Source organism: Planococcus massiliensis, assembly GCF_000821325.1.
In the GTDB taxonomy this organism is placed as follows: domain Bacteria; phylum Bacillota; class Bacilli; order Bacillales_A; family Planococcaceae; genus Planococcus; species Planococcus ruber.
The window spans coordinates 1,491,328-1,516,005 of sequence record NZ_CCXS01000001.1 but is presented as its reverse complement, the minus strand read 5'-3'; the positions used below and the strand labels follow the sequence as shown (position 1 = coordinate 1,516,005).

Genomic DNA, 24,678 nt, shown 5'->3' with positions numbered 1-24,678 from the left:
CCGTTCTTAGATTCGTCGTTTTTCAGACCCGCAAAGTTACATCTTTTTCAAAGGCAACAAGAAAATGAAGGAAGTGCCTTCGCCTACTTTGCTCTCTGCGTAAATCTTGCCCCCGTGGGAGTCAATGATGTTGCTGGCAATCGCCAATCCGAGGCCGGTTCCGCCTTTTCCTAGTGTCCGCGCTTTATCGGCTTTGTAAAACCGTTCAAAGACATATTGAAGGTCTTCTTCAGGAATTCCGACCCCGGTATCATTGACGGAAATTTTGGCATATCCCTGCTCTTGTTCGACTTTCACCATGACTTCTCCGCCTTCTGGCGTATGGCGCATCGCATTGTCGATCAAATTCGTCATGACCTGTTCAATGCGGTCTTCATCAAGCTCGGCGGCAGCCCAATCATCCATCTCCGTTTCAAACGATAAGCGGATGCCGTTTTCTTTTGCCACTTGAGAAAACTTCATCGTCATTCTTTCCACAATCCCATTTAATTGGACCAAGTCTTTATACAAGCGCATATGGCCGGATTCCATCCGAGCCAGATTTAAAAGGTCTGTCACCAGCCGGCCCATCCGCTGGGATTCTTCGTAAATGATTTTCGTCATTTCGCGGCGGTCTTCCTCAGAAGCTCCGACATCATCCAAGATGGCTTCGCTATAGCCTTGCAGCATGGCAATCGGCGTACGCAATTCATGGGAGACATTGGCGATAAAATCTTCTCTCAGCTTTTCCAGCCGGTGCTGCTCCGTCATATTGTGCAAAACGGCAACGGCACCCCGGATCGAGTTGCCGCTGTAAAGCGGGCTGAAAGAAACGCCGTAATAAGCGCCTTTGATTTCCAGTTCCTCTTCGATTTCTTCTTCGAAATCGAGGACATGCTCAAGCATATGGAGAAGCTCTGCGGGAAGCGGCTGCCCTTTTTCAGGGCCATTTTTAAAGAGCCATTGCTGCAATAATTTCTCTGCCGGCGGATTGCTTAGCAGAATCGTCCGGTCCTGGTTAAACGTGATGACCGCATCCGCCATCGAAGTTAAAATACTCGACAATTGCTCTTTCTCTTGCCCGATCACTTCCAGATGATGCTTTAACTGTTGGCCCATCTGGTTGAAGGCGGTTGCCAATTGGCCGATTTCATCCCGAGATGCAGCTTCGACTTTTGTATCAAAATTCCCTTTCGCAAGTTCAAACGCACCTTCACGCATTTTCCGCAAAGGGGACGTGATTCTGGAAGATAGAAAAAAAGCAAAAACTGTCGTTAAGATAAAGGCAATAAATGCGGAAAGAAAAACAATATTCGTGGTGCGGCTCGCTGTTCGGTCCATCACTTCCAGCGATTGATAGATAAAGACCGTACCGTGGACTTGATCCCCTGTTTGAAGCGGACTCGCCAATACAATAAAGGACTCCATCCGTTTTTCTTCAGTCAGCGAAGGCAAGAGCATTTCCTTCATGACGGTTTCATCCGTTTCAAAAACTTTTTGGAATGCAGGCTCATTCAGGATTTTCTCTCTTGTTTCATCCCCATTTTTGCCGTCATGGATATAATAGGAACTTTCAAAAGGCACTTCCGCGATGACGGCATTCGTTTCTGGACCCAGGATATCTTCGATGACCGTCAGCGAGATATTCAAGTTCCCGTGGTCATTAAAAATCCTGGCTATGGTAGCCGCTTCTTTGTTCAAAGTTTCTTCCACTGCTTCGCTGTGGTAATTCCCCAGAAATTCAAGCAGCAGCACCGTTACAATAAACAGCACAAATGAAACGAGAAGCAGTATGGTGATCCACAGCTTCCCGACAACACTATTCCATATTCTATTCATTGTTTACCTCGAATTTATAGCCGACGCCCCAAACCGTGACAATCATTTTCGCTGCAGATTCAGAGACCCGGTTTAATTTTTCTCTTAACCGCTTGACATGGGTATCGACGGTCCGCAGATCTCCAAAGAAATCGTAATGCCAAACTTCCTTCAGCAAATGTTCACGGTCGAATACTTTATCCGGTGATTTTGCCAGGAAATAAAGCAATTCATATTCTTTCGGAGTCAGATTCACTTCCACATTATCGGCTGTGACTCGGTGGGCATCGTGGTCGATCGTTAAATGAGGGAAGACGACCAAATCTTTCGAAACGGATGAATTGGCAATAGATGAATACGCGGAAGATCGGCGAAGTATCGCTTTCACCCGCAGCACTACTTCACGCGGACTAAAAGGCTTGACGATATAATCATCTGCACCCGATTCAAACCCTTCCACCCGGTTCGCCTCTTCCCCTTTGGCTGTCAACATGATGATCGGAGTCATTTTTTTCTCACGCAATTCCGTACTGACTTCAATGCCGTCTTTTTCCGGCATCATTAAATCCAGCAAGATGCAGTGATAATCTTTTTCTATAGCCATTTCCAGTGCCTGCACACCGTTTTCAGCTTCTTCTACTATATAGCCTTCACGCTCTAAGTACATTTTCAATAATCTTCGGATTCTTTCTTCGTCATCTACTACCAAAATCGTAATCTCTTCTGACATCGTAACCCCTCCAACTTTTGTCTCTTCGTCTTCATTGTACCGTCAACATTTGTAAAAATAAATAAAAAGCCTTTTCCGATGGGAAAAGGCTTTTCATCATTTAGCGAAAGCAGCGAAACTAAATGGCTGCTTTCGCATTTCTCCATTATGCGTAAGAATGCAAACCGGCAATGATCAAGTTGACCGCTACCAAGTTGAACATGATAATCGCAAAACCGACCACGCCCAGCCATGCCGACTTCTCTCCGTGCCAGCCTTTTCCGAGGCGGAGGTGGAGATAAGCTGCATAGAACAGCCAAGTGACAAGCGCCCATACTTCTTTCGGGTCCCAGCCCCAGAAACGGGACCAGGCGATTTGCGCCCAGATCATGGCGAAGATCAATGCGCCTAATGAGAAGAGCGGGAAGCCGATAATGACGGCCCGGTAGCCGATTTCATCCATTAGCTGCAGGTTTACATTTTTGACAAACGGTTTAAAGATCGCTGCAATTCTTCTGCGCGCAATCAAACGGATCAACCAGTAAATGATGGTTCCGACAATTAATGACCACATTACCGTTGTCAATTTGCCGGCGTTGACTACTGCAGGTGTTTCCATGAGCGGCGTCATCTTGTCTTCATTAAGCTGTTCGTACTGGTGCATACCAAAAATAGCGGGCATGTGGTACGTAATTTCGGCATTTTTGCCTTCTTTATCCACATATGCAAATTCGGATTCATAGCCTGTCAATGAGAAATAAGAGCTGGCTACGACAAATCCGATGACAAGAATCAACGAATACATAATGGCTTCCAGCCAGAAGCGCTGTTTGGATTTTTTGTTCAAATCTACTACTTTCAACAAGTAGATCAATCCGGCAGCGGCACTGATGGCGAGCACTCCTTCAGCCAACACAACCGTGCTTACGTGGATCGCGAGCCAGTTTGACTGAAGCGCCGGAATCAATGGGCTGACTTCACTCGGGAACATGCTCGCAAATGCGATGATCAATAAGGCAACCGGCAAAACCACCATTCCGACAATCGGCGTTTTATAAATCGCATAAATGACGATGAATCCCGCTACAAGTGTCATGCCAAATGCTGTCGTAAATTCGAACATATTGCTGAGTGGCGCATGTCCAGTCGCGCCCCAGCGGGTAAAGAAATACCCTAAGTTGGCGAGAAAGCCAAGAATCGTGATGGCAAATGCAATATTGCCCCATCGGCTTTCGGACTTAAAAGAACCTTCACTGGTTCTTTCTTTATTTCCTTTTACGGCTCCTCCGAATACAATTGCCCCAATTAAATAGGCAAAAAAGGCAACGTATAGCAGATTTCCGCTTAAATCAGTTAAACTCATGATTGTTCCTCACTTTCCAGTTTCTCTGCTTTCTCGATTTCTTCCTGCTGGTCTACATATGCAGGAAGCGATGCATATTCCGTTACTTGGTCAAGATCTTTCTTCAAGCCAAACCAGTTTTTATTGGTATGGCCGGCTAAAATGATCTCGCCATCCGCTTTTTGCTGAATCCAGAAACGGCGGTGGTTAAAGTACATCCCTTGCGCAACCCCGATCATAAAGATCAATCCGCCTAAACCAAGAATTGGCAAAGTGCGGTCTTTGCGGATGGTCAATCCGGAGACATCACGAGTTTCCGCTGCTTGGAAAGCAAGTTTATATTGGTTTTCCCCAAACGGTTCCACCGTATTTTTGATGGTAATGAAACTGGTTTCCCCGTCCGGTGTCTCCGGTGTTGTCATTTCCACCAAAAAGCCTGGGTTGTTTGGCAGCGGCGTAGCCGTTTGAGGTTCGCCGTTTTCAAAACCGGAAAAATCAGGATAATAGCCCAACAATTTAACGGCTGCCCCATTTCCTAAATCATAGGTTTTTTCAGGGTTGATCAAATCGATCGTCAATTCGCCTAACGACTCTTCCGACTCTTTGTTCGTCAACTCAAAACGCATAGCCTTCAGCTCATCCAAACGAAAATCCATTTGATAAATAGCATATCCATCGAATTTCAACGGTTCGTTGACTCGGATGGAAGATTCCTTCACTTTTTCAAGATCCGCGGCTCCTGGCAAACTGTCTTCAGGCTTCTGATAAAGAACGATGTCTGTCTGATAATTTTTCGCTACTGACCCAACACGGTCAATTGCTTCATTAAAGACTGCTTCGTCATCTTCTCCTGTATAAGTCTCCATTTGGAACCCTTTGTTTTCTAGAGAATAACCCGGGGCTTCCGGAATGGCTCTTGTTTCCCCTTCACGAAGCCAAAGACTTTCGTCCACATAAAAGCCCGGCATCATCCGCAGCATGACCCCGAAAAGGAAAATAATTAATCCAATATGATTGACATAAGGGCCCCATCTGGAAAACCGGCCTTTTTCAGCCAATAGCCCGTTTTTGTCTGTCGTGACCTTGTATTTCAGTTCTTTCAGCTTCTCTTCCGCTTTTTGCATGGTGTCTTCAGCACCAGGTCCGTCTGCGAAAATCCGCTGTTTGTTCATGAAACTGATATGCCGAAGCACACGCTGGTTTTTCAATGAGCGGTAGAGCGGTACAAAACGGTCCAAACTGGCCACAATCAAGGAAATAGCCAGCAAACCGACTAATAGGATAAACCAGAAAGAGCTGTACATGTCATGGAATCCGAGAAAATGATAGACACGTCCAACGCTTCCGTAGACATCAGCATAGTAGGCTTTGATCTCTTCAGCTGTGGTAGCCGGAATATATGCTTTTTGGGGCAAGATGGTTCCGATTGCTGCTGCCACAAGCAACAGGACAATTAAACTGACTCCCACTTTTACGCTTGAAAAGAAGTTCCAGACTTTATCGATAATCGATTTGTTATACGTTTGCGATCTTCTGGCTGTTCCTTCGTATCGCATATCTACTAGCTTGCTTTTCTGTTCTTTTTCAGTCAACGAACGTCCGCATACTTCACACAATACTGTTCCAGGCGGATTTAGATGACCGCATTGACACTGCTTTTTCTCCATCCGAAAAAAACTCCTTATTCAGGTTTGATTTCTTCCATAAAACCTTTAATATCTTCTTCTGTCATTTCGCCCGTCACAATCCGTTCTATTTCACCTTCCGGATTGATCAATACCGTTGTCGGCAACGGCCGGATATTATAAGCAGTCATGACACTTTTGGTTTTATCGATCACAATCGGGAAAGATAAGCCGTATTGATCTGAAAAAGACTGTACTTCAAAATCGGACTGGGCAATATTCACAGCCAATACTTGGACGCCTTGGTCTTTATAAACATCAAACTGTCTATCCATCGCCGGCATTTCTTTCGCACATGGCTTGCACCATGTTCCCCAGAAATTCAAAAATACGCCTTGCCCTTTATAATCGGACAATTTATGATCATTGCCTTCAAGATCTGCCAATGCGAAATCAGGCGCTTTGTCCCCGACTTCCAATACGGTGACGTCGTCCGCAGTCGCACTATTGTAGATCGTATAGCCGATTGCAGCAATTAAAACAAGCAAAATCGCCGATCGCATGATGAGCCTATTTTGCTTTTTCTTATTTTTCTTTTCGTTCAATTTTATTCCTCCTTCGAGGTTTCGAATGCAAATCCAATTATAGCAAAGTTTCCTGCTTGTTATGGATGGAGTTTTGAAGGGTTTGTGAACGTTAGTGGCGCTTGCCGGTCTCTGCCATTACCCGCAGCAGCTTCACTTCATGGGCAGTCAATTCTCTTGATTCTCCTGCATTCAAGCCTTTCAGTGTTAAAAAGGCAAATTGTTCGCGGCTCAACTTTTGCACCGGGAACCCGATTGCGTCAAACATTCTTCTGACTTGGCGGTTGCGCCCTTCGTGAATGGTGATCTGTACAATCGCTTTGCCTGTTTTCTTATCCCCTGACAATAATTTCACTTTTGCCGGAGCGGTCATGCCGTCTTCCAATTTGATGCCGCGCTCTAATTTCTGCAAATCCTCTTTTGTCGGGATTCCTTTCAGGCGGGCTACGTATGTTTTATCGATTTCGAACTTTGGATGCGTGAGGATATTGGCAAATTCCCCGTCGTTTGTCATCAGCAATAGCCCGGAAGTATCGTAGTCCAGGCGGCCTACCGGATAGATTCGTTTATCAATATCATCAAAAAAGTCCGTCACCACTTTGCGGTTTTTGTCATCGCTGACTGCTGAAATCACGCCGCGCGGTTTATACAGCAAATAATAGACTTTCTGCTCTTTTTCCAATTGAACGCCTTCGACTTCAATCGTGTCTGATTGGGAAACTTTTGTGCCCAACTCTTTGACCACTTTTCCGTTGACCCGTACCTTGCCGTCTAAAATCAATTGCTCCGACTTCCGTCTTGAAGCAACGCCCGCATGCGCAAGCATTTTCTGTAATCTCTCCATAAGTTCACCTCATTGATATATTTGAAACTAGAAATGCTGCAGCTTGTTAAAATGAATTTGATTTTCAAATAAAACGTACTTGTTCCCGTAGTCTCACTCGGAATTATGTCACATTTCGAAGAAAAGAGAAAGTGCTCAGCATCAAGTAAGGCAAGAAAATGCTTTAGTCAACCGCTCGCAGTAGGCAAAGTGAGCAGTTATTCTCCATTGCCTTGCCAGAAATCCAAATGCTCTGCTTTTGAATCAAACAAAAAGGCTCCCGGATATCGGCAGCCTTAAACTTTTTATGCTTTTACTTCTTCTTTGAAAGCCTCTTGGAAACGTGTCATAAACAGATCCGTTTCTTCTTCCGGGTTTTCAACTGCCTCTTCCGGCAAAGCCGGCAGTTCACTGATGTCTTTTAAGCCGAAATAATTGAGGAATTCTTTGGTTGTTCCATAAAGAATCGCCCTCCCTGCACCTTCAGCCCGGCCCACTTCCTGAATTAATCCTTTGGAAGCTAAAGTATGGAGCGGCTTTTCACTTTTTACTCCACGCAAATCTTCCACTTCCAGCCGTGTCAATGGCTGTTTGTAGGCGACAATTGCCAATACTTCCAGTGACGCTTGCGATAGCGCTTGGCTTGTCGGGTTCTCGACCAGCTTCTGGATGATTTCTGCCACTTCCGGTTTGGTCACGAGCTGGTACACCCCTGCCAATTCCTTCACCATAATTCCCGAATCGCCCTTGCTGTATTTCTGTGTCAATTCCTCGACACTTTCTTGAATTTCCTTTTCTTCAGCCTCTGTCAAAAATTGAAGCTGCCTCATATTCAAGCCGTCATCGCCTGTTACAAACAACAATGCTTCTATTTTACTCGAAAGAGTCGTCATCTTCATCCCACGTCTCCTTTTTTAATTCCACCATTAGATCAGTAAAATTCTTCTCTTGTTCCACTTTTACCACTTGCCGTTTCATCAGCTCCAAAATGGAGAGAAACGAAACAACCAATACCGCTTTATCATCGGAAGCAAAAAGATTGGCGAAATTGGTCCGGCCATTCGCTTTCTTCAGCCGATTGACAATCGAGCCCATTTGGTCTTTAATAGAGACTTCTTGGCGCGTGACTCGAGCCGATAACGGCGCTTTAAGCTGCTTTCGGCGAAGCATTTTTTGGAATGCCCCAAGCATATCATAAGCATTCACTTCCAAATCGATGTTCTCGAGGGAAGAATCTGCTTGAAGTCCATTCAAATCCATCGGCGCTTTAGTATAAATGGCCGACCGATTTGCTTCCAGCTCTTTTAGCTTGATGGAAGCTTCTTTGAATCTACGGTACTCGATCAATCTGGAAACCAGTTCATCCCGCGGGTCAGCCTCGTCGAATTCATAATCGATTTCTTCGATGTTCCCTTCATGGACCGGAAGCAGCATTTTGCTTTTGATGGCCAGCAGCGTGGCGGCCATCACCAAGTACTCGCTCGCTTCATTCAATTCAAGGACTTGCAGGGCGCGAATGTGTTCCATGTACTGGGAAGTGATCTCTGAAACCGGAATATCGTAAATATCGATTTCCAAACGGTGTATTAAATGCAATAATAAATCAAGAGGGCCTTCAAAAGCCTCTACTTTTACCTCATAAGACATGATTGACCACCTGACTGTAGATTTCCATAATATAAATAAAACAAATTGCGGCGGCTAACGCCTATTCCATATAAATGAAGTTTAACCAACTTCCTTATATTATAGTAGAAAGGGGATTAAAATGCACCCGCTCCATCACACACTTTTTATTGAATTTATAATCCATTTTAATTATGAAGAAGATTATTTCGAATGCCATGAAGTTGGCGAAGAATATTGGAAAATGGTAGCTCCAAAAGATAAAATGCATCCTTTGACCGGCTGGATCCAATTGGCAGTCGGCATGTACCACTGGAGAAGAAGCAATTATCCGGGCGCCTTGCGCTCATTTATCCGCTCCAGAGTAAAGCTCACAAACGCTGGCATCTGGACAGAAGGATTCGATGAAAAACAATTGATCCATTCTCTGACACAGGCAATTGAAGCCGTTACAGAACGAAAACCTTTTGTGCCGTTCCAAGTAGCGATTACGTCAAAAGAACTTGAAAACATGATAGCGGATTACCGAAAACAACATCCAATAGATGCGCAAGACCCCTACTACCTCATGCATAAGCATCGCCTGCGTGACCGTTCCTCTATTATTAATCTTCGGGAACAGCGCAAGCGCAGAAACCTAGAGCTTTAATGGAGTGGCCCCAACAGCCGCTAAATCTTTTTGACTAGAAAATGCACGCGCTCTTTGGCAGTGCAATTTTTAATTGTTGGTAACAACCCTTATCTATTATACAAATATAATAACTAGTGCATAGAAAAAAGAAAGTGCTATTTTAGCACTTTCTTTTCTTATTCTATCTTCATTTTCGAGAACCGCTTAACGTATCATTCAGCTTTCTGTTCAGGACATTTCTCTAAAAATGGCTGAGTTTCTTCTGTCGCCCGCATTTCCTTGCCTTGCATCATTTGCTGGATCTTTTCTACCATCGCCCGGCCGATCCCTTCGCCTCTATGCGACGGGTTTACTGAAACATGGTGGATGATGAAGTATTCTTCCTGCACTTCAATCCCTAAGAGCCCAACAAAGTCTTCGCCTTTTTTCCAGAGGTATAGCTGCCAATCCGGATTCTCTTCATATATATGCATCGTTTGCTGCAGTTTCTTCAACTCTCGCTCTTTCGGCATGAACGATAACAGCCCCATAGCGATTTTCTCAAATGATTTCTTATATCTGAATAACATATCCGATCCCTCATTTTCATGTTTAAGCGGCTTTTTTTATCCTACTATAAACTCGGAAATAACTCAAGTTCGGTCCGTGCTATCCGTTGATGACGCCTTCCGCAAAAAACAGCCAGTAGATGACGCCCCAGCCGATTGCCATTGCCAAGAGCAAAATCATCAAGAGGATATTGGTTTTTCTCATTACCGTTTCACCTGTTGTTTATAAGACATATCCTGTTTGATTAGATCATCCAAGTTTTCCCGTCTGACGACCAATTGATGCTCGCCGTTTTCAGCAAAGACAACAGCCGGGCGGGCAATCCGGTTATAATTGCTTGCCATCGAGTAGCCATAGGCGCCGGTGCAGAAGACCCCTAAAATGTCGCCAGATTCAATTTTTGGCAATGCTGCATGATCGATTAGCTTATCGCCCGATTCGCAGCATTTCCCGGCAATGGTGTAGGCTTCTTCAGCTGCTTCGCCAGCTCTATTTGCCAGGATTGAACTGTATTTCGCCCCGTATAGCGCCGGCCGGATGTTATCCGACATGCCGCCGTCAACTGCCGCGTACTTCCGGATTCCTGGAACTTCTTTCGTTGAGCCAATGGTATAAAGCGTTGTCCCGGCATCGCCGATCAAAGAACGGCCCGGTTCGATCCAAATTTCAGGAACCGGAAAATCCATCGCTTCCGTCGTTTCTTTAACCGTTTCAATCATTTCTTTCACATAGACGGAAGGTTCTAGAGGCTCATCGTCTTCTGTATAGCGGATACCGAAGCCGCCGCCTAAATTCAGAACTGGGCATGTATAGGCAAATTCTGTTTTCCATTGCCCCATTTTTCCGACCAGCTTTTCAGCTGCCAAACGGAAAGCGGCGGTATCGAATATTTGAGATCCGATATGGCAATGCAGACCCAACAAGTTTAAAAATTCATGCTGGTAAACTTCCTGAAACGCTTGATCCGCTTGTCCATTCAGTAAATCAAACCCGAATTTCGAGTCCTCTTGTCCCGTCGTGATGTAATCGTGGGTATGCGCTTCAATCCCTGGAGTTACGCGGAGCAAAATATTCATTGGCTGCTGCAGTTTCTCTGACAGCTCTTTGATGGCTTTGATCTCATGGAAATTGTCGACGACGATGCAGCCGATGCCTTCTTCAAATGCCATCCGCAGCTCTTCAGGGCCTTTGTTGTTGCCATGGAAGTGAATTTTCCGTTTCGGGAATCCGGCTTTAATGGCTGTGTATAATTCTCCGGCCGAAACGACGTCAAGCGATAAGCCTTCTTCAGCCGCCACTTGGTAAATCGCGATGGTCGAAAACGCTTTGCTGGCATATGCCACTTGGTAGCCGATCCCAGCTTCTTCAAATGTTTTCTGGAATGCTTTTGCACGGTCACGGAATAATTGAATATCGTATACATACAACGGGGTTCCGTATTCCTTCACCAGGTCTACAGAATCTGTGCCTCCGATTGTTAAATGGCCATCTTTATTAATCGTTTGTGTTCCGTATAAATACATGATTTCCCTCCTGTTGCGCGAATGGCGGATGTTAAAAAACCTTGCTGAGAATAATCTCAGCAAGATTTGTCAATCGGTGATCAGCGCTGAAATCAGCGGCGTCTTTTCAACCGGTTCGCTTGTATATTCGATACTATTATATATCATCTTCATGCATTCTGCGAGTTCTTCTGTATTCGAATAAATCGTGGCAATCGATTCGCCTTTTTTCACGAAATCGCCTACTTTCTTCTTCAATACAATGCCGACAGCCAAATCGATTTCCGATTCTTTTGTCGCACGGCCCGCTCCAAGAACCATAGCCGCGGTTCCAATTTCATCCGCTTCCATAAAGGAAATATAGCCTTCTTCCTCTGAAGGAACTTCATTTACGTATTTCGCCTGCGGCAATAAGTTGACATCGTCCACGATGGCAGGGTTTCCGCCTTGGTTCTCGATGAATTGCTTCATGATTTCAAGCGCTTTGCCGTTTGCAATCACTTCTTCCAGCATTCCACGGGCTTCTTCCAAAGTTTCCGCTTTTCCACCGACAACGACCATCTGGCTGCCGAGAACTAAGCATAATTCCGTTAAATCTTCCGGACCATTTCCTTGCAGCGTTTCAATCGCTTCTTTGACTTCAAGCGCATTGCCGATAGCAAATCCAAGCGGCTGGCTCATATCTGAAATGATCGCCATTGTTTTGCGGCCAGTCGCATTTCCGATCCCAACCATGGCATGCGCCAATTCCTTCGCATCTTCCGCAGTCTTCATGAATGCGCCTTCGCCTGTTTTCACATCCAGAACGATTGCATCAGCCCCAGCGGCAATTTTTTTGCTCATAATTGAACTTGCGATCAATGGAATGCTGTTGACTGTAGCTGTCACATCGCGCAAAGCATACAATTTCTTGTCTGCAGGCGTCAAATTCCCGCTTTGGCCGATAACCGCCAATTTAATATCGTTCACTTGCTTGATGAATTCTTCAGTCGATAATTCCACGTGGAAGCCTTCGATCGCTTCTAATTTATCAATTGTACCGCCTGTGTGGCCAAGGCCGCGTCCGCTCATTTTCGCCACTGGAACGCCGCACGCCGCCACTAAAGGACCTAATACTAAAGTGGTTGTATCACCGACACCGCCTGTTGAGTGCTTATCCACCTTGATGCCGTCGATCGCCGACAAATCGATCTGGTCGCCTGATCCTGCCATAGCGAGCGTCAAATCCGCACGTTCGCGGTCTGTCATATTTTTAAAATAGATGGCCATAAGGAACGCACTCATCTGGTAATCCGGGATGTCTCCTGCTGTATAGCCTGTAACGATGTGCTGGATTTCTTCAGTAGACAGTTCAAAACCGTCTCTTTTCTTTTCAATTAAATCAACCATTCTCATGAACGATAACCGCCTTTATTAGTTTAGTTTAGATAAGAAGCTTGAACCGAATTTCGGCATAGGCGCTGCAAAGTTCTCAGCAATCGTTGCTCCAATGTCAGCAAAAGTTTTTCCTAATTCGAGTTCTTTGCCGCCGTTGAAGCGTGGCGAATATGCCAGCAACGGAACGTATTCACGTGTATGGTCAGTTCCCGGGAACGTCGGATCGTTGCCGTGGTCAGCTGTAATGATTAATAGATCATCATCTTTCATTTGCTCAAGCACTTCCGGCAGGCGCTTATCGAAAGCTTCAAGAGCTTCTCCGTAGCCTTCCGGGTTTCTTCTATGGCCATAAAGCGCATCAAAATCCACTAAATTCAGGAAGCTTAAGCCATTAAAGTCTTCTTTTACGACTTCAACCAGTTTGTCCATTCCATCCATATTGTCTTTCGTCCGGATGGCTTTGGTTACGCCTTCCCCGTTATAGATGTCGTTGATCTTTCCGATAGCGATTACATCTTTGCCGATGTCTTTCATTTCGTTCATCACTGTGCGGTCAAACGGCTTCAACGCATAGTCGTGGCGATTTGATGTGCGTTTGAAGGCACCTTTTTCACCAAGGAACGGGCGGGCTATCACCCGGCCAACCAGAAATTCTGCCGAAAGCGTCAATTCACGCGCAATTTCACAGATTTTATATAGTTCTTCCAATGGAATAATTTCTTCATGGGCCGCTATCTGCAAAACCGGATCCGCAGATGTATAGACGATGATGGCACCTGTTTCCATATGCTCTTCGCCCAGCTCATCCAAAATTTCCGTTCCGCTCGCCGGCTTATTGCCGATGACTTTGCGGCCCGTTTTCTCTTCTAATTGCCGGATCAACGTTTCGGGGAAACCTTCCGGATATACTTTGAAAGGGGTATCAATATTCAAGCCCATGATTTCCCAGTGCCCGGTCATTGTATCTTTGCCAACAGATGCTTCCTGCAATTTCCCGAAATACGCGGAAGGGCTTTCAGAAGCTTCCATCCCTTTCACTGGCACAATGTTTGCCAGCCCTAATTTTTCCATGTTCGGCATAGTCAGCCCGCCTACAGCTTCTGCTATATGGCCAACCGTATTGGAGCCCACATCGCCAAATGCATTGGCATCAGGAGCTTCGCCAATTCCTACAGAATCCAGCACAATTAAATGTATACGATCAAACGGTTTATTAGTCATTTCTCTTCCTCCTTGTTTATGTGTCTATCGTAACATATTTTCGTTTATTGTCAGAAGTCTGACCTGTCTTTTTTTAAGCTCTTGGATGAAATTGTGTATAGACGTCTTTCAGCCTTGTTTTGCTGACATGAGTATAAATTTGAGTTGTCGAAATGTCTGCATGGCCAAGCATTTCTTGCACAGCCCTTAAATCTGCCCCATTTTCAATTAAGTGAGTGGCAAATGAATGTCTAAGTGTATGCGGCGTCAACTCTTTTTGGATGCCCGCTTTTTGGGCATGCTGTTTGAGCAGTTTCCAAAACCCTTGGCGCGTCAGCCGTTTCCCGCGTTGATTGATGAACAGGGCATCGGTTTTGGTTTCCGGTTTCACTAATTCTTGCCGCGGGCCATCCAAATAGAGTTTGCATGCATTCAAGGCTGATTTTCCGAGCGGAATGATCCGCTCTTTTCCGCCTTTGCCAAAGCATCGGACAAACCCCATCGTCAGATTAATATCGTCTATGTTTAAATTAATGCACTCGCTGACTCGCATGCCGCTTCCGTATAGGAGCTCCAGCATCGCCTGGTCGCGGATGCCGTTCGCTTTTTTTAGATCCGGTGCCTGGATTAATGCATCCACTTCTTCAATCGTTAAGACATTCGGCAATTTCTTTTCCATCTGCGGCATTTCCAAATGGACGGTAGGGTCGTTGTCGACTACGCGTTCTCTTATGAGAAATTGATGAAATGACCGAATGGAAGAGATATGGCGGGCTACCGTCCTTGACGTTTTTGTGTTTTCTTTTAAATGGCGCAAATGGTTTAAGATATGTACGCGTTCCACTTTTCTCAACGATTCCAATTGCTCGACTTCTTTTAGGTAATGCAAATAACTTTTTAAGTCACGTTCATAGGAAACAAGCGTATTGGCTGCCAGCTGCCGCTCAACCCGCAGGAAATGCAGATAATCATCTAACGCATCTTGTGCATATTTCATAGTATTCCCTCCTATTCAAAAATAGAAAAGGAAGGATGACCATTTAACGGCCGTCCTTCCTTTTCTCACCAATCATTGGGATGGATCTTGTGAGCTGCGGTCATGGCAACGCCAGCAAATGCCATGAAACGTGAGACGGTGGTCTTTAATTTGGAAATTCCACCGTTTTTCTACAACGGCCTCCACATCTTCAAGCAAGTCTTCCTGTATTTCGTCTACTGCTCCGCACTCTATACAAACTAAATGATGATGGAAGTGAGCTGCGCCTTCCTGGCGCAAATCGTAGCGTGAAACTCCGTCACCAAAATTGATTTTGTCGACAATTTTTAACTCAGTAAGCAATTCCAATGTCCGATAAACAGTGGCCAATCCGATTTCCGGTGCTATGTCTTTCACTAACAGGTAGACGTCTTCCGCACTTAAATGGTCCTCTTCATGGTTTAACAAGATTCGGACAGTTGCTTCCCGCTGTGGCGTCAGTTTGTAACTCGCAGCGTGCAACTGTTTTTTTATACGGTCAATCCTAGTTTCCATGCGACGCCCTCCCCTAAACTGCCTTCATTATATCAAAAGACAGTTCTCATTTACAACAAATACAACCATTCTTTATTAAGAATGATTATAAATAAGGAGGCGATCAATTCTCAGTTGAAATTTTTTGTTTTGCCCATAATACTGCAAACGCCGTTTTGGCATCATAAATTCGGTTTACCTTCATCAATTGCTCCGCTTCTTCAATTGTCACTTCCAACAGTTCCACAAATTCATCCTCATCCAACACCGCTCCCGAAGTAGATTTCTTAAGTCCCGTCGCGGAATAGAGATGAATCACTTCGTCTGCGAATCCCGGCGAAGTGGAAAACGATTGGATCAATTCAAGATGGTCGGCAGAGTAGCCCGTCTCTTCTTCCAACTCACGCATCGCCGTGTATTTCGGGTCTTCGCCTTTTTCGATTTTTCCAGCCGGAATTTCAATGATGGTCCGCTCTAACGCTTTCCGGAATTGTTCCACCATGATTATTTTATGGTCTTCCGTGATAGCCACCAACGCGACAGCTCCCGGATGTTCGATCAATTCGCGCTTGGATTGGTTGCCGTTCGGCAACATTACCTCATCCACTTTCAAGTTAATGATTTTCCCTTCGTAAATTCTTTCCGAGTGAATCGTCTTTTCTTCAAATTTGCTCATGTTCTGCCTCTTTTCATTTGTGATTTCTCTATGGCAAAGTATACCATAAGGAAAACGACAAATTAAACGAGGTGCAATGATGAAAAAAAGAACGTTGGGGACAAGCAATATCCAAGTGAGCGAAATCGGCTTCGGCTGCATGTCGCTGCCGCAGGAACTACAGGAAGCTCAGGCGATTATCGATGCCGCCGTTTCATCCGGCATCAATTATTTCGATACGGCCGATTTGTACAATAAAGGCAGGAACGAGGAATTGGTCGGTAAATTGCTGAAGCCTCACCGCCAACACGTTGTCCTTGCCACAAAAGTCGGCAACCAATGGAACCCTGATTCGGAAGAGGTGAAATGGAACGCCACGAAACCCTATATTCTGGAACAGGTGCATAATAGCTTAAGACGCCTTCAAACGGATTATATTGACCTCTACCAGCTTCATGGCGGGATGATCACAGATTCAATCGACGAAACGATTGAAGCGTTCGAAGCCTTGAAAAAAGATGGATTGATCCGGGAATACGGCATCTCGTCGATCCGCCCGAATGTCATCATGCAATATCTTGAAAAAAGTGACATCCGCTCGATTATGATGCAATACAGTTTATTGGACCGCCGCCCTGAAGAATATTTGGAAGAGATCCAAAAGGCTGGCCGTTCTGTCGTTACGCGCGGCAGCCTGGCAAAAGGATTGTTAACCAACGAAGGAATAGCGCGCGCAATGAAAACAGGCAGCTATATGGCATATCAGGAAAGAGAGCTTACGAAGACAATAAAGCAATTGATGGAGATTCATCCGAACCTTCATGCACTTTCTTTGCACAGCGTGCTCAAACAACCCGCCATCGCTTCCATTGTCGCCGGCGCAAGCTCCCCTTCCCAAATAGAAGATACGGTGAAAGCGTATGAAACAACCGTTTCGCCTGAACAGATCAAAGAAGCTTTAAGCCGCACGAAACAAGGCCGTTACCAAGAACATCGCGATTGAGCGGGTGCCCGCTGCTAATTTTGACTTATGGCCTTTCCAACCATTCAGTTAACCCTGTCGCAGTCAAAACAATCGGAGGTGTGCACGATGAAAAACCTTACTTCTATAGAAGACACCGCTCAGTTCATTCAACAACCCGGCTTGAATTTTCTTTACATCTTAAGCCCGTCTTGAAGCGTTTGCCATGCGCTGCTTCCTCAGGTTGAGGAAGTCTTTGAACAATTCCCGAAAATCCAGACCAGAACAGTGGATATCGCAGCTCAGCCAGAACTTGCTGGAGAACTTTCGATTTTTACCGCTCCAGTTCTGCTGCTTTTCGATCACGGAGCGGAATTAGTGAGAGAAGCCCGTTTTGTCCATATGGATGAGTTTGAACGAAAAATCGAGAGGATTTATCGCTCTTATTTTGAGTAAGCTTTACTTTTTGAAAATGACCGCAAACCATCGGCCTTTCAGGCCGGTGGTTTTTCTTCTTCCCCCTCGTTCCCACCCCTATTTTCATTTCAAAAAAGCTATTTATTTGATGAAAATGTCATTATAACTAATTCAAAAGAATCATTTTACGTAAAATTAACTAAATATTTTAATTATTTATAGGCTCTTTTATGTGGTTTTATGTTATTATCAAAAACAATAAGTTATTTGAATATTCAAAATAAACTTATCAATTTTTTACAGCTAGTTGATTCTTTTTTCTAAATGGCTGGATCACTTATAAGGAGGATGGATTATGATAAAAAAATTCTTTACTTATGCAGCAGCTGCCGCAATGACTTTTAGCCTTATTGTTCCCGTATCATCTTTAGCTGCTGAAACAGCGTTTACGGAAGTTTCGCCGGCAAACGCTGCCACAGATGTCTACCGCAATGCTACTTTAGAAACAGTTGTTCAGAACGGCGAAACGGTAGAAGCTGTCGAATTCATGCAAGGAGATTTCAAGGATGTTTCTACTGCCGGCATTAAAGCGAAATCGAACGTAGCGGGTGAAGAAAAAGAAGCTACCGATGCTAATAAAGCCGAGTTGGCTGCGGATGATGGCAAGTACTACACCACATCTTCCGATCAAGGAGATTCTTTCCAGACTTTCGAAGTGGATACCGGCAAACTTGAAAAAGGAGGATCTGCTGAAATTAATTGGCAAGGGAAAACATTGCCAGATTCAACGCTTTCCATTTCCATCTGGGACCATTCCAAAACCGAATGGGTGAAAGCCGAAGAAAAGAAATCCGACAGCAAAGGAAGCGAAATTAATTTCTCCATTAAAGTTTCGGATGCAAAATTTATGGATGCCGGCAAAATTCTCGTAAAAGTTCAAAACGAGCTGAAAAATACCGCTCCTTCTAAAGAAGAATTTTCGTTATTATGGTTTACAGATACCCAATTCTACGCAAGGCTCTATCCGGAAAATTGGGATAAAGTCACGGACTTCATCATCGATCAATACAACAAAGACCGCTTTGAATATGTGATCAATACCGGGGACTTGGTGGATACCCCGGACAGCGAAAAAGAATGGGCTGTCGCCAAGAAAAACCTGGACCGAATGGATGCAGCGAATATCCCATACGGCGTATTAGCTGGAAACCACGATGTGCAGCACAAATCCGATATGCGCATCGACTACACATACTTCCATAAGTATGCCGGCGCTGACCGGTTCGAAGGAAAATATTGGTACGGCGAGAATATGAACAATAACCAAAACCATTATGACTTGATGACCTTAAACGGCCACGAGTTCATCTTCGTCTACCTTGGATTCGGATTGGAGAACAAACCGGATACCCTCGCTTGGGCGAATCGCGTACTGGCTGAGCATGCGGATAAAAATGCCGTGCTGAATATGCACCAATATTTAGCTTATGACGGAAGCCTTGATCCTGGCATTCCTACCGTAGTTTACAATAACGTCGTCGTTCCGAATGAAAACGTTAAACTCGTGCTGTCCGGCCATTTCAATGGAGCGAAAAAGAAAATTTCCAAATTGAAAAATGAAGACGGTTCGAACCGGGAAGTGCTGCAAGTCATGGGGAATTATCAAGGCGTAGGCCAAGGCGGGGACGGTTATCTTCGATTCGTCGATTTCAAACCTGAAACTGAAGAAATTGAATTCACGGCGATTTCTGCGATCACGGGAGACATCGACCACTACGAACCCGAAGATTCCTTCACAGGAAAATACGATCTGGTCGACTGGGAACCGAGTCAAGAAGCGATCGCCAAAAACAAAAAAGAAGTTTCAACCGATTATGTTTCTGCCGAAATCTTTAAGGAAAAAGAAATTGGCATAGATGAGGAACTGGAAAAAGGCAAAGCTTCGGTAGAATGGAAGAACTTGGAACAAAAAACAAAATATTTCTGGTACATGAATGCTTATACGAAGGACAGCGAATTCCGATCAGCTATTTACGAGTTCACCACAGGCACTGAAATAGCGCCGCCAACTCCTGATCCGGATCCGGGCAACGGTGGCGGAACAACACCTGACCCTGGCACTCCTGGCGGCGGTGGAACAACACCTGACCCTGGCACTCCTGGCGGCGGTGGAACAACACCTGACCCTGGCACTCCTGGCGGCGGTGGAACAACGCCTGATCCTGGCACTCCTGGCGGCGGTGGAACAACGCCTGATCCTGGCACTCCTGGCGGCGGTGGAACAACACCTGACCCTGGCACTCCTGGAGGCGGCGGTTCAACTCCGACCCCAGACCCTGGTCCGGCACCAATTACTTTTACCGACGTAGCGCAGAAATACATGCCTTCCGTCACCTATTTGATCCGCGAAGATATTACGAAAGGCTACTCGGATACTAAATTTGGTACAGGAGATCCAATAAAGCGTGTGGATGCTGCCATCATGTTGGCCAAGGCTCTTAAATTGGACTTGAATGATGAGCCATCCGGATTTAAAGATGTGCCGAAGCGTGGCATCGAATATGTAAATGCATTGAAAGCTGAAGGCATCATCAACGGGAAATCGGCTACAGAATTTGGTTCAAATGATTTGATTACGCGCGGTGAAATGGCGATTATGCTGACAAGAGCTTACCGCATGAATGCCGTTACGAAAGAAACAGCGTTCACCGATGTCGGCGGACGGTATCGGGAGGCTGTTGCTGCGTTAGTGGAGTATCACATCACTAACGGAAAAACGGCCACAACCTTTGGCACAGTTGATCCGATTACCCGCGGTGATTATGCGATTTTCCTTTACAAATTGAATGATATGAATTGATGGCTTTTAAATGGCTTAACACGCAGCGCTTTTTAATGGGCTGCGTGTTTTGATTTTGAAAATTCTACTCTATGTTGCACTATATTCTATTGAACAGGCAATTGAAGAATTGCCGAAACAAATTGGAGGGATGGCAAATGGCTGCGGCAGTTAGAACGTTCCCGGCAACTTATTCTAAGGCACCTATCCTTTACCACGGACCAAGAAAAAAGCCATTTTCTGCTGGAAAAGCGATATTGGCCAGTACAGCATCACTCACTATAGTCTGGGGCTTTATCGCTGACAAGAATAGAACCACTCAAGCTAACCATTCGGATGCCCTGTCGATTTCACTTGGCGCATTTCTAGGTGCGGCCAGTTTATACTTCCTGACACGCAAAACTTTCGATTCGACTCAGGACATCCAATTGTCTGCGTTTCTGCCTTCGATGTTTTGGGCAGCCCAAGGAATTAGTTCAACGTATAATTCGGATGCAAGAAATACACCCTCGATTTCAACAGATAAGAAAATATGGCTGGATGAAAAATTGGTTTCAATGGCTATGCTTTCCTTGGCCGGCATCGGCTATGCACTGGAAAATCAGCAAAGGGATTAAACAGGCAAACCAAAAGCAAGGCCGCAAAAATTTTGCGGCCTTGCTTTTTAAGTGATCAAATCTGCAGTTATGTCGTCAATCACCAACACGTCCAAATAATGGCCATTCAATGCAGCCCTGATGCTTTCGACTTTATGGGACCCTTCTACAATGCCAATGACTTCTGGAATCTTTTTGTATTCATCGATCTCCAGGCCAATGACCAATTCATTTAACGGATGGATGATTTCCTCTCCGGATTGGCTATAGAAACGCGATCCGATGTCTCCGATTGCGCCAGCTTCTCTCAACGAATTTAAATCGGCCTCTGTTAAATACTGCATCGTCGCCATCGTCGAGCCTTCGTAAGGATTTCCGATTCCCACAACTGCCATATCAACGTTGCGCCCTTCTTCCAGCACCATGGCAATATCTTCTGATTCGATTAATCGTTTTTTCAATTCGGCATTTTCGACCATCGCTGGAGCGTATAGATAGGAACAGTTGGCATTCATTTTTTGGGAAAGCTGATAAGCCAGCAGATTAGAATGGATTTCTACCAGCCTTCTTCCCATCCCACCGACTAACGGAATGATTTTTAGCTGTTGATGCTGCTCGTACGGGTATTCCTGAACAAACTTAGCCAATGTGCTCCCCCAAGAAATGCCAAGCGACTTTTTTCCATTAAGGTTCTTGGATATGTAAAAAGACGCCGCTTTTCCTAAAAAATGCTTAATCATTTCCGGATCCTTTCCTGCAGCCGGAACTACAATCGCTTCCTTCAAATGGTATTTCTTTTCAAGCCTGTGCTCCAATTCAACCGTATGTGCATTTTCATCTTTAATATAAATTTCAACGATGCCATTTTCACGTGCTTTGTTCAGCAATTTGGAAATCACCGGGCGGGAAACCCCTATTTTTTTGGCGATTTCCGCCTGGGTCAGCCCTTCAAAATAATAGAGTCTTGATACTTTTACAATTTGCCTGCGTTCGTCCCAATTCATCATCAATGCACCTTCTCATTTTAATAAAACTTACAAAGCGGATGGATGGTTACGGAAACCGCCTTTCTCAAAACGGTGTTTCGACCATCCTTTTTACTGCAACGGATTGCCCCTGTGCTATGTCTTGTCCTATTATAGGACGCAATGGCCACTTCTGGCAATTAATGGTGAACGCCTTTTTCAAGCCATGAAATTGATGCTTCATGCAGGCTTTCAGAAATAGTCGGATGCGCATGGATCAACGATGCCAGTTCATCTACTGTCCCTTCTAAGTGCATAAATGCAGAAGGTTCAGCTATCATTTCTGTTACGTGGGTGCCAACCATCAAAACACCCAAAATTTCTCCGTATTGTGTGCCGGCAATCAACTTAGTAAACCCTTCCTTTTCGCCTTGCGCCAAAGCTCTCCCATTGCTCCTATGATCGATTCTTACCAACTTGTAATCTATTCCTCTCCGCTTCGCTTCTTCTTCCGTTATGCCGACACTGGCAATTTCCGGACTGGTATACACACATCTTGGCACGATTGAATAGTCGATGGTTTCCGATACTCCGGCAGCGTTCGCGGCGGCCACCCTTCCTTCTGCACTTGCTACATGGGCAAGCTGCCATCCTCCAACAATGTCTCCAATGGCATAAATTCCCGGCGCGCTGGAAGCCATCTGATTGTCCACTTTCACAAACGGGCCATTCATTTCGAGATTCAGCGCTGCAAAAGAAGCCGTATTTGCGGCTCTTCCAACGGCAAGCAAAATCGTCTCCGCCTCTATTATTTCTTGAGCGCCATTTTCTTTTTCAATTTTAACAAACTGACTGGATTCCTGCGGTTCAACATGCGCAACTTTTGTGTTTGTTAGAACTGTAATCCCTTTCTTTTTCAAAGATTTTGCAAGTGCTTTAGACGCTTCCGGTTCCTCACTTGGTACGATTCTGCTGCCCATTTCGACAATATGGACTCGGACTTGCAAACTGGCAAATATGCAAGCCAATTCCACTCCAATGATGCCGCCCCCTACAATAACCATTGACTCGGGAATTTTCTCGATATCAAAAATGGTGTCACTCGTGAAATAGGCAGCACTTTCAATGCCGGGAATGGGCGGGATCAGCGGCTTTGACCCGGTCGCAAGAATGAGGCGATCGCCTTTGATGAGCTCTTCCTTATCTTCCATGCGGATAGCGATTGTCCGGTCTTTCCTTACCTCGCCAAATCCTTCATAAACTTTGATTTCGCCTCTTTTTAATAAATAGGCGATTCCGTTTCTCAGCTGTTGAATAACCGCATCTTTGCGTGCAATCATTTTGGAGAGTGAAAAAGACACAGGCCCTGTTTCAATTCCCCATTCTTTCGCTTGTTCAATGGTTTCAATCACTTCTGCGTGCCGAAGCAAGGTTTTTGATGGGATGCATCCCCGGTTTAAACAGGTGCCTCCTAGTTCACGTGCTTCGATTAGCGCCACCCGTTTTCCGAGTTTCGCTGCCTGTATGGCAGCTACATAGCCTCCCGGGCCGCCTCCAAGTACTACCACTTCATAATTTTCCAAAGGAATCTACTCCTTAAACCAATAATTTAAAGGGCTGTTCGAGCACTTCTTTCAAGTCCGTCAAAAAAGCAGCAGCTGGAGCACCGTCGATCACACGGTGGTCAAAGGATAGGCTAAGAACCATCAATGGCCGAAGTTCTATAACGCCATTGTGCCCGACTGGCTTCTCGTTGATACGCCCTACCCCTAAAATAGCTGATTCCGGTTGATTGATGACTGGAGTAAAAGCATCGATGGCATACATGCCCAGATTGCTGATGGTAAAGGTGCCTCCCGACATTTCCTCGGGTTTTAAGCCTTGGCTTCGAGCCGCCGTCCCCAACCTTTTGCATTCAGCAGTCAAATCCGAAAGCCCCTTTTGATCTGCATTTTTCACTACAGGGACAAGCAATCCATTTTCCACCGCAACCGCTAACCCTAAATTGATTTCCTCATGGAAAACGATTTCATTGCCTTCCAGTGAAACATTTAAATTTTTATGAAGCTTTAGAGTGGATGCCGCCGCTTTTAAAATGATTTCGGTATAGGACAGCCGGAACCCGGTTTGTTTTTCAATCGGGCGAAGCAGTTGATTGCGCAACTGAATCGCCTCGGACATGTCCACTTCCGTCGTCAGCGTCACATGAGGAGCGGATGTTTTGCTCTCCAGCATGCGCGCGGCGACCACTTTGCGGATTCCTTCCATTTTCACTCGTTTGCTGCCACTTTCCGAAGCGGATGATGGCTGCTTCATTTTTTCCACATCAGCTCGGTATATTTTCCCTTTTGGACCTGAACCCGTTACGGTCTGCAACTCAATTCCTTTCGCTCCTGCCACTTTTTTAGCAAGCGGAGTTGCTGCCGGTGCAGCTTGTGAAAAGTCCGCCACATCTTTTTGGTGAATCCGACCTTTTGGCCCAGATCCGGGAACTTTGGAAAGAGTAACGTTTTTTTCTTTGGCCACTCTGCGCGCTGCCGGCGTAGCGCGGATTTTTTCCATCTCCGGCACTCCATCTCCGTCGCCGGTTTCATTTATCGACGCAGTCTCGCTGATCTCTATTCCCTGTAAATCATGCTTAGAAGGCTGCCGGGAGTCGCCCAGTTCACTTAACGCTGCACCCGATTCGCCGGGAGAAGATTCCGGAACCGTTTCACCGGCTTCGCCGATATAGCCGATCACCTGATTGATCGGAATTTCTTCGTCTTCGGCATAGTACTTTTTCAACAAGACACCTTCTTCATAAGATTCCACTTCAATGTTGATTTTATCGGTCATGATTTCAAAAAGAGGCTCTCCCACCTCAACAGAATCCCCTTCGTCTTTGAACCACTGCAGCAACGTTCCCACTTCCATGGTACTGCTCAGTTTTGGCATGAAGATTTCTTTTGCCATTCCGTTGCTCCTCCT

At 45.3% G+C, this 24,678-nt stretch carries 23 protein-coding genes; 5 read left to right on the top strand and 18 right to left on the bottom strand.

Annotation, left to right across the window (positions count from 1 at the left end; translation table 11 throughout):
- Window positions 1–36: 36 nt before the first annotated feature.
- The 8 genes from BN1080_RS07280 to BN1080_RS07245 form a co-directional block, all read right to left on the bottom strand.
- Window positions 37–1,818, bottom strand: a complete 1,782-nt coding sequence (locus BN1080_RS07280; RefSeq protein ID WP_052651373.1) for an ATP-binding protein — start codon at window positions 1,816–1,818, stop codon at window positions 37–39.
- Window positions 1,811–2,527, bottom strand: coding sequence for a response regulator transcription factor (locus BN1080_RS07275; RefSeq protein ID WP_052651372.1), 717 nt, complete (start codon window positions 2,525–2,527; stop codon window positions 1,811–1,813). The genes BN1080_RS07280 and BN1080_RS07275 overlap by 8 nt, the downstream gene beginning before the upstream one ends.
- A 145-nt stretch (window positions 2,528–2,672) precedes the next feature.
- The gene (gene ccsB / locus BN1080_RS07270) at window positions 2,673–3,869 is read right to left on the bottom strand and encodes a c-type cytochrome biogenesis protein CcsB (RefSeq protein WP_052651371.1); all 1,197 of its coding nucleotides are present in this window, start codon (window positions 3,867–3,869) and stop codon (window positions 2,673–2,675) included.
- Entirely contained in the window at window positions 3,866–5,515 is a 1,650-nt protein-coding gene (gene resB, locus BN1080_RS07265; RefSeq protein WP_052651370.1) for a cytochrome c biogenesis protein ResB, read from the bottom strand. Before resB ends, ccsB begins: the two co-directional genes overlap by 4 nt.
- Before the next feature lie 14 nt (window positions 5,516–5,529).
- Complete coding sequence (gene resA / locus BN1080_RS07260) at window positions 5,530–6,084, bottom strand: thiol-disulfide oxidoreductase ResA (protein ID WP_407674801.1); 555 nt, start codon at window positions 6,082–6,084, stop codon at window positions 5,530–5,532.
- Between the two features lie 85 nt (window positions 6,085–6,169).
- The gene (locus tag BN1080_RS07255) at window positions 6,170–6,901 is read right to left on the bottom strand and encodes a pseudouridine synthase (protein ID WP_052651369.1); all 732 of its coding nucleotides are present in this window, start codon (window positions 6,899–6,901) and stop codon (window positions 6,170–6,172) included.
- 284 nt (window positions 6,902–7,185) lie between these two features.
- Window positions 7,186–7,773: an SMC-Scp complex subunit ScpB gene (gene scpB, locus BN1080_RS07250; protein WP_407674800.1), complete on the bottom strand. Its 588-nt coding sequence runs from the start codon at window positions 7,771–7,773 to the stop codon at window positions 7,186–7,188.
- Complete coding sequence (locus BN1080_RS07245) at window positions 7,754–8,527, bottom strand: segregation/condensation protein A (RefSeq protein WP_052651367.1); 774 nt, start codon at window positions 8,525–8,527, stop codon at window positions 7,754–7,756. The genes scpB and BN1080_RS07245 overlap by 20 nt, the downstream gene beginning before the upstream one ends.
- 121 nt (window positions 8,528–8,648) lie before the next feature.
- Between BN1080_RS07245 and BN1080_RS07240 the strand changes: the two genes are divergently transcribed.
- Window positions 8,649–9,155 (top strand): DUF309 domain-containing protein, encoded by a 507-nt coding sequence (locus BN1080_RS07240; RefSeq protein ID WP_052651366.1) that lies wholly within the window; start codon window positions 8,649–8,651, stop codon window positions 9,153–9,155.
- 194 nt (window positions 9,156–9,349) lie between these two features.
- Here BN1080_RS07240 and BN1080_RS07235 read toward each other — a convergent pair whose 3' ends face one another.
- The 7 genes from BN1080_RS07235 to BN1080_RS07205 form a co-directional block, all read right to left on the bottom strand.
- A complete protein-coding gene (locus tag BN1080_RS07235; RefSeq protein WP_052651365.1) occupies window positions 9,350–9,706 on the bottom strand; it encodes a GNAT family N-acetyltransferase in 357 nt (118 codons plus the stop codon).
- Between the two features lie 183 nt (window positions 9,707–9,889).
- Window positions 9,890–11,209 carry a diaminopimelate decarboxylase gene (gene lysA, locus BN1080_RS07230; protein WP_052651364.1) on the bottom strand — a complete coding sequence of 440 codons (1,320 nt, stop codon included), beginning with the start codon at window positions 11,207–11,209 and terminating at the stop codon, window positions 9,890–9,892.
- Window positions 11,210–11,278: 69 nt separating this feature from the next.
- Window positions 11,279–12,583: a pyrimidine-nucleoside phosphorylase gene (locus BN1080_RS07225; RefSeq protein ID WP_052651363.1), complete on the bottom strand. Its 1,305-nt coding sequence runs from the start codon at window positions 12,581–12,583 to the stop codon at window positions 11,279–11,281.
- 18 nt (window positions 12,584–12,601) lie between these two features.
- Complete coding sequence (gene deoB / locus BN1080_RS07220) at window positions 12,602–13,786, bottom strand: phosphopentomutase (RefSeq protein WP_052651362.1); 1,185 nt, start codon at window positions 13,784–13,786, stop codon at window positions 12,602–12,604.
- A gap of 73 nt (window positions 13,787–13,859) precedes the next feature.
- Entirely contained in the window at window positions 13,860–14,762 is a 903-nt protein-coding gene (xerD, locus tag BN1080_RS07215; RefSeq protein WP_052651361.1) for a site-specific tyrosine recombinase XerD, read from the bottom strand.
- Window positions 14,763–14,834: 72 nt separating this feature from the next.
- Window positions 14,835–15,296, bottom strand: coding sequence for a ferric iron uptake transcriptional regulator (fur, locus tag BN1080_RS07210; RefSeq protein WP_052651360.1), 462 nt, complete (start codon window positions 15,294–15,296; stop codon window positions 14,835–14,837).
- A gap of 103 nt (window positions 15,297–15,399) precedes the next feature.
- Entirely contained in the window at window positions 15,400–15,951 is a 552-nt protein-coding gene (locus BN1080_RS07205; RefSeq protein WP_052651359.1) for an NUDIX hydrolase, read from the bottom strand.
- Window positions 15,952–16,030: 79 nt separating this feature from the next.
- Here BN1080_RS07205 and BN1080_RS07200 point away from each other — a divergent pair, with 79 nt between their 5' ends.
- The 4 genes from BN1080_RS07200 (at window position 16,031) to BN1080_RS07190 (ending at window position 20,764) form a co-directional block, all read left to right on the top strand.
- A complete protein-coding gene (locus BN1080_RS07200) occupies window positions 16,031–16,933 on the top strand; it encodes an aldo/keto reductase (protein WP_052651358.1) in 903 nt (300 codons plus the stop codon).
- A gap of 189 nt (window positions 16,934–17,122) precedes the next feature.
- On the top strand, window positions 17,123–17,347 hold the full coding sequence (locus tag BN1080_RS17505) for a thioredoxin family protein (RefSeq protein WP_324607168.1): 225 nt from the start codon (window positions 17,123–17,125) through the stop codon (window positions 17,345–17,347).
- Between the two features lie 316 nt (window positions 17,348–17,663).
- Window positions 17,664–20,168, top strand: coding sequence for an S-layer homology domain-containing protein (locus BN1080_RS07195; RefSeq protein WP_052651357.1), 2,505 nt, complete (start codon window positions 17,664–17,666; stop codon window positions 20,166–20,168).
- A 137-nt stretch (window positions 20,169–20,305) separates the two neighbouring features.
- Complete coding sequence (locus tag BN1080_RS07190) at window positions 20,306–20,764, top strand: hypothetical protein (protein WP_052651356.1); 459 nt, start codon at window positions 20,306–20,308, stop codon at window positions 20,762–20,764.
- Between the two features lie 47 nt (window positions 20,765–20,811).
- Here the strand turns inward: BN1080_RS07190 and BN1080_RS07185 are convergent, their stop codons facing one another.
- From BN1080_RS07185 to BN1080_RS07175, 3 genes are all read right to left on the bottom strand, one after another.
- Window positions 20,812–21,750 carry a sugar-binding transcriptional regulator gene (locus tag BN1080_RS07185; protein WP_052651355.1) on the bottom strand — a complete coding sequence of 313 codons (939 nt, stop codon included), beginning with the start codon at window positions 21,748–21,750 and terminating at the stop codon, window positions 20,812–20,814.
- Window positions 21,751–21,908: 158 nt separating this feature from the next.
- A complete protein-coding gene (gene lpdA / locus BN1080_RS07180; protein WP_052651354.1) occupies window positions 21,909–23,291 on the bottom strand; it encodes a dihydrolipoyl dehydrogenase in 1,383 nt (460 codons plus the stop codon).
- Window positions 23,292–23,304: 13 nt separating this feature from the next.
- The gene (locus tag BN1080_RS07175; RefSeq protein WP_052651353.1) at window positions 23,305–24,663 is read right to left on the bottom strand and encodes a dihydrolipoamide acetyltransferase family protein; all 1,359 of its coding nucleotides are present in this window, start codon (window positions 24,661–24,663) and stop codon (window positions 23,305–23,307) included.
- Between the last annotated feature and the right edge of the window lie 15 nt (window positions 24,664–24,678).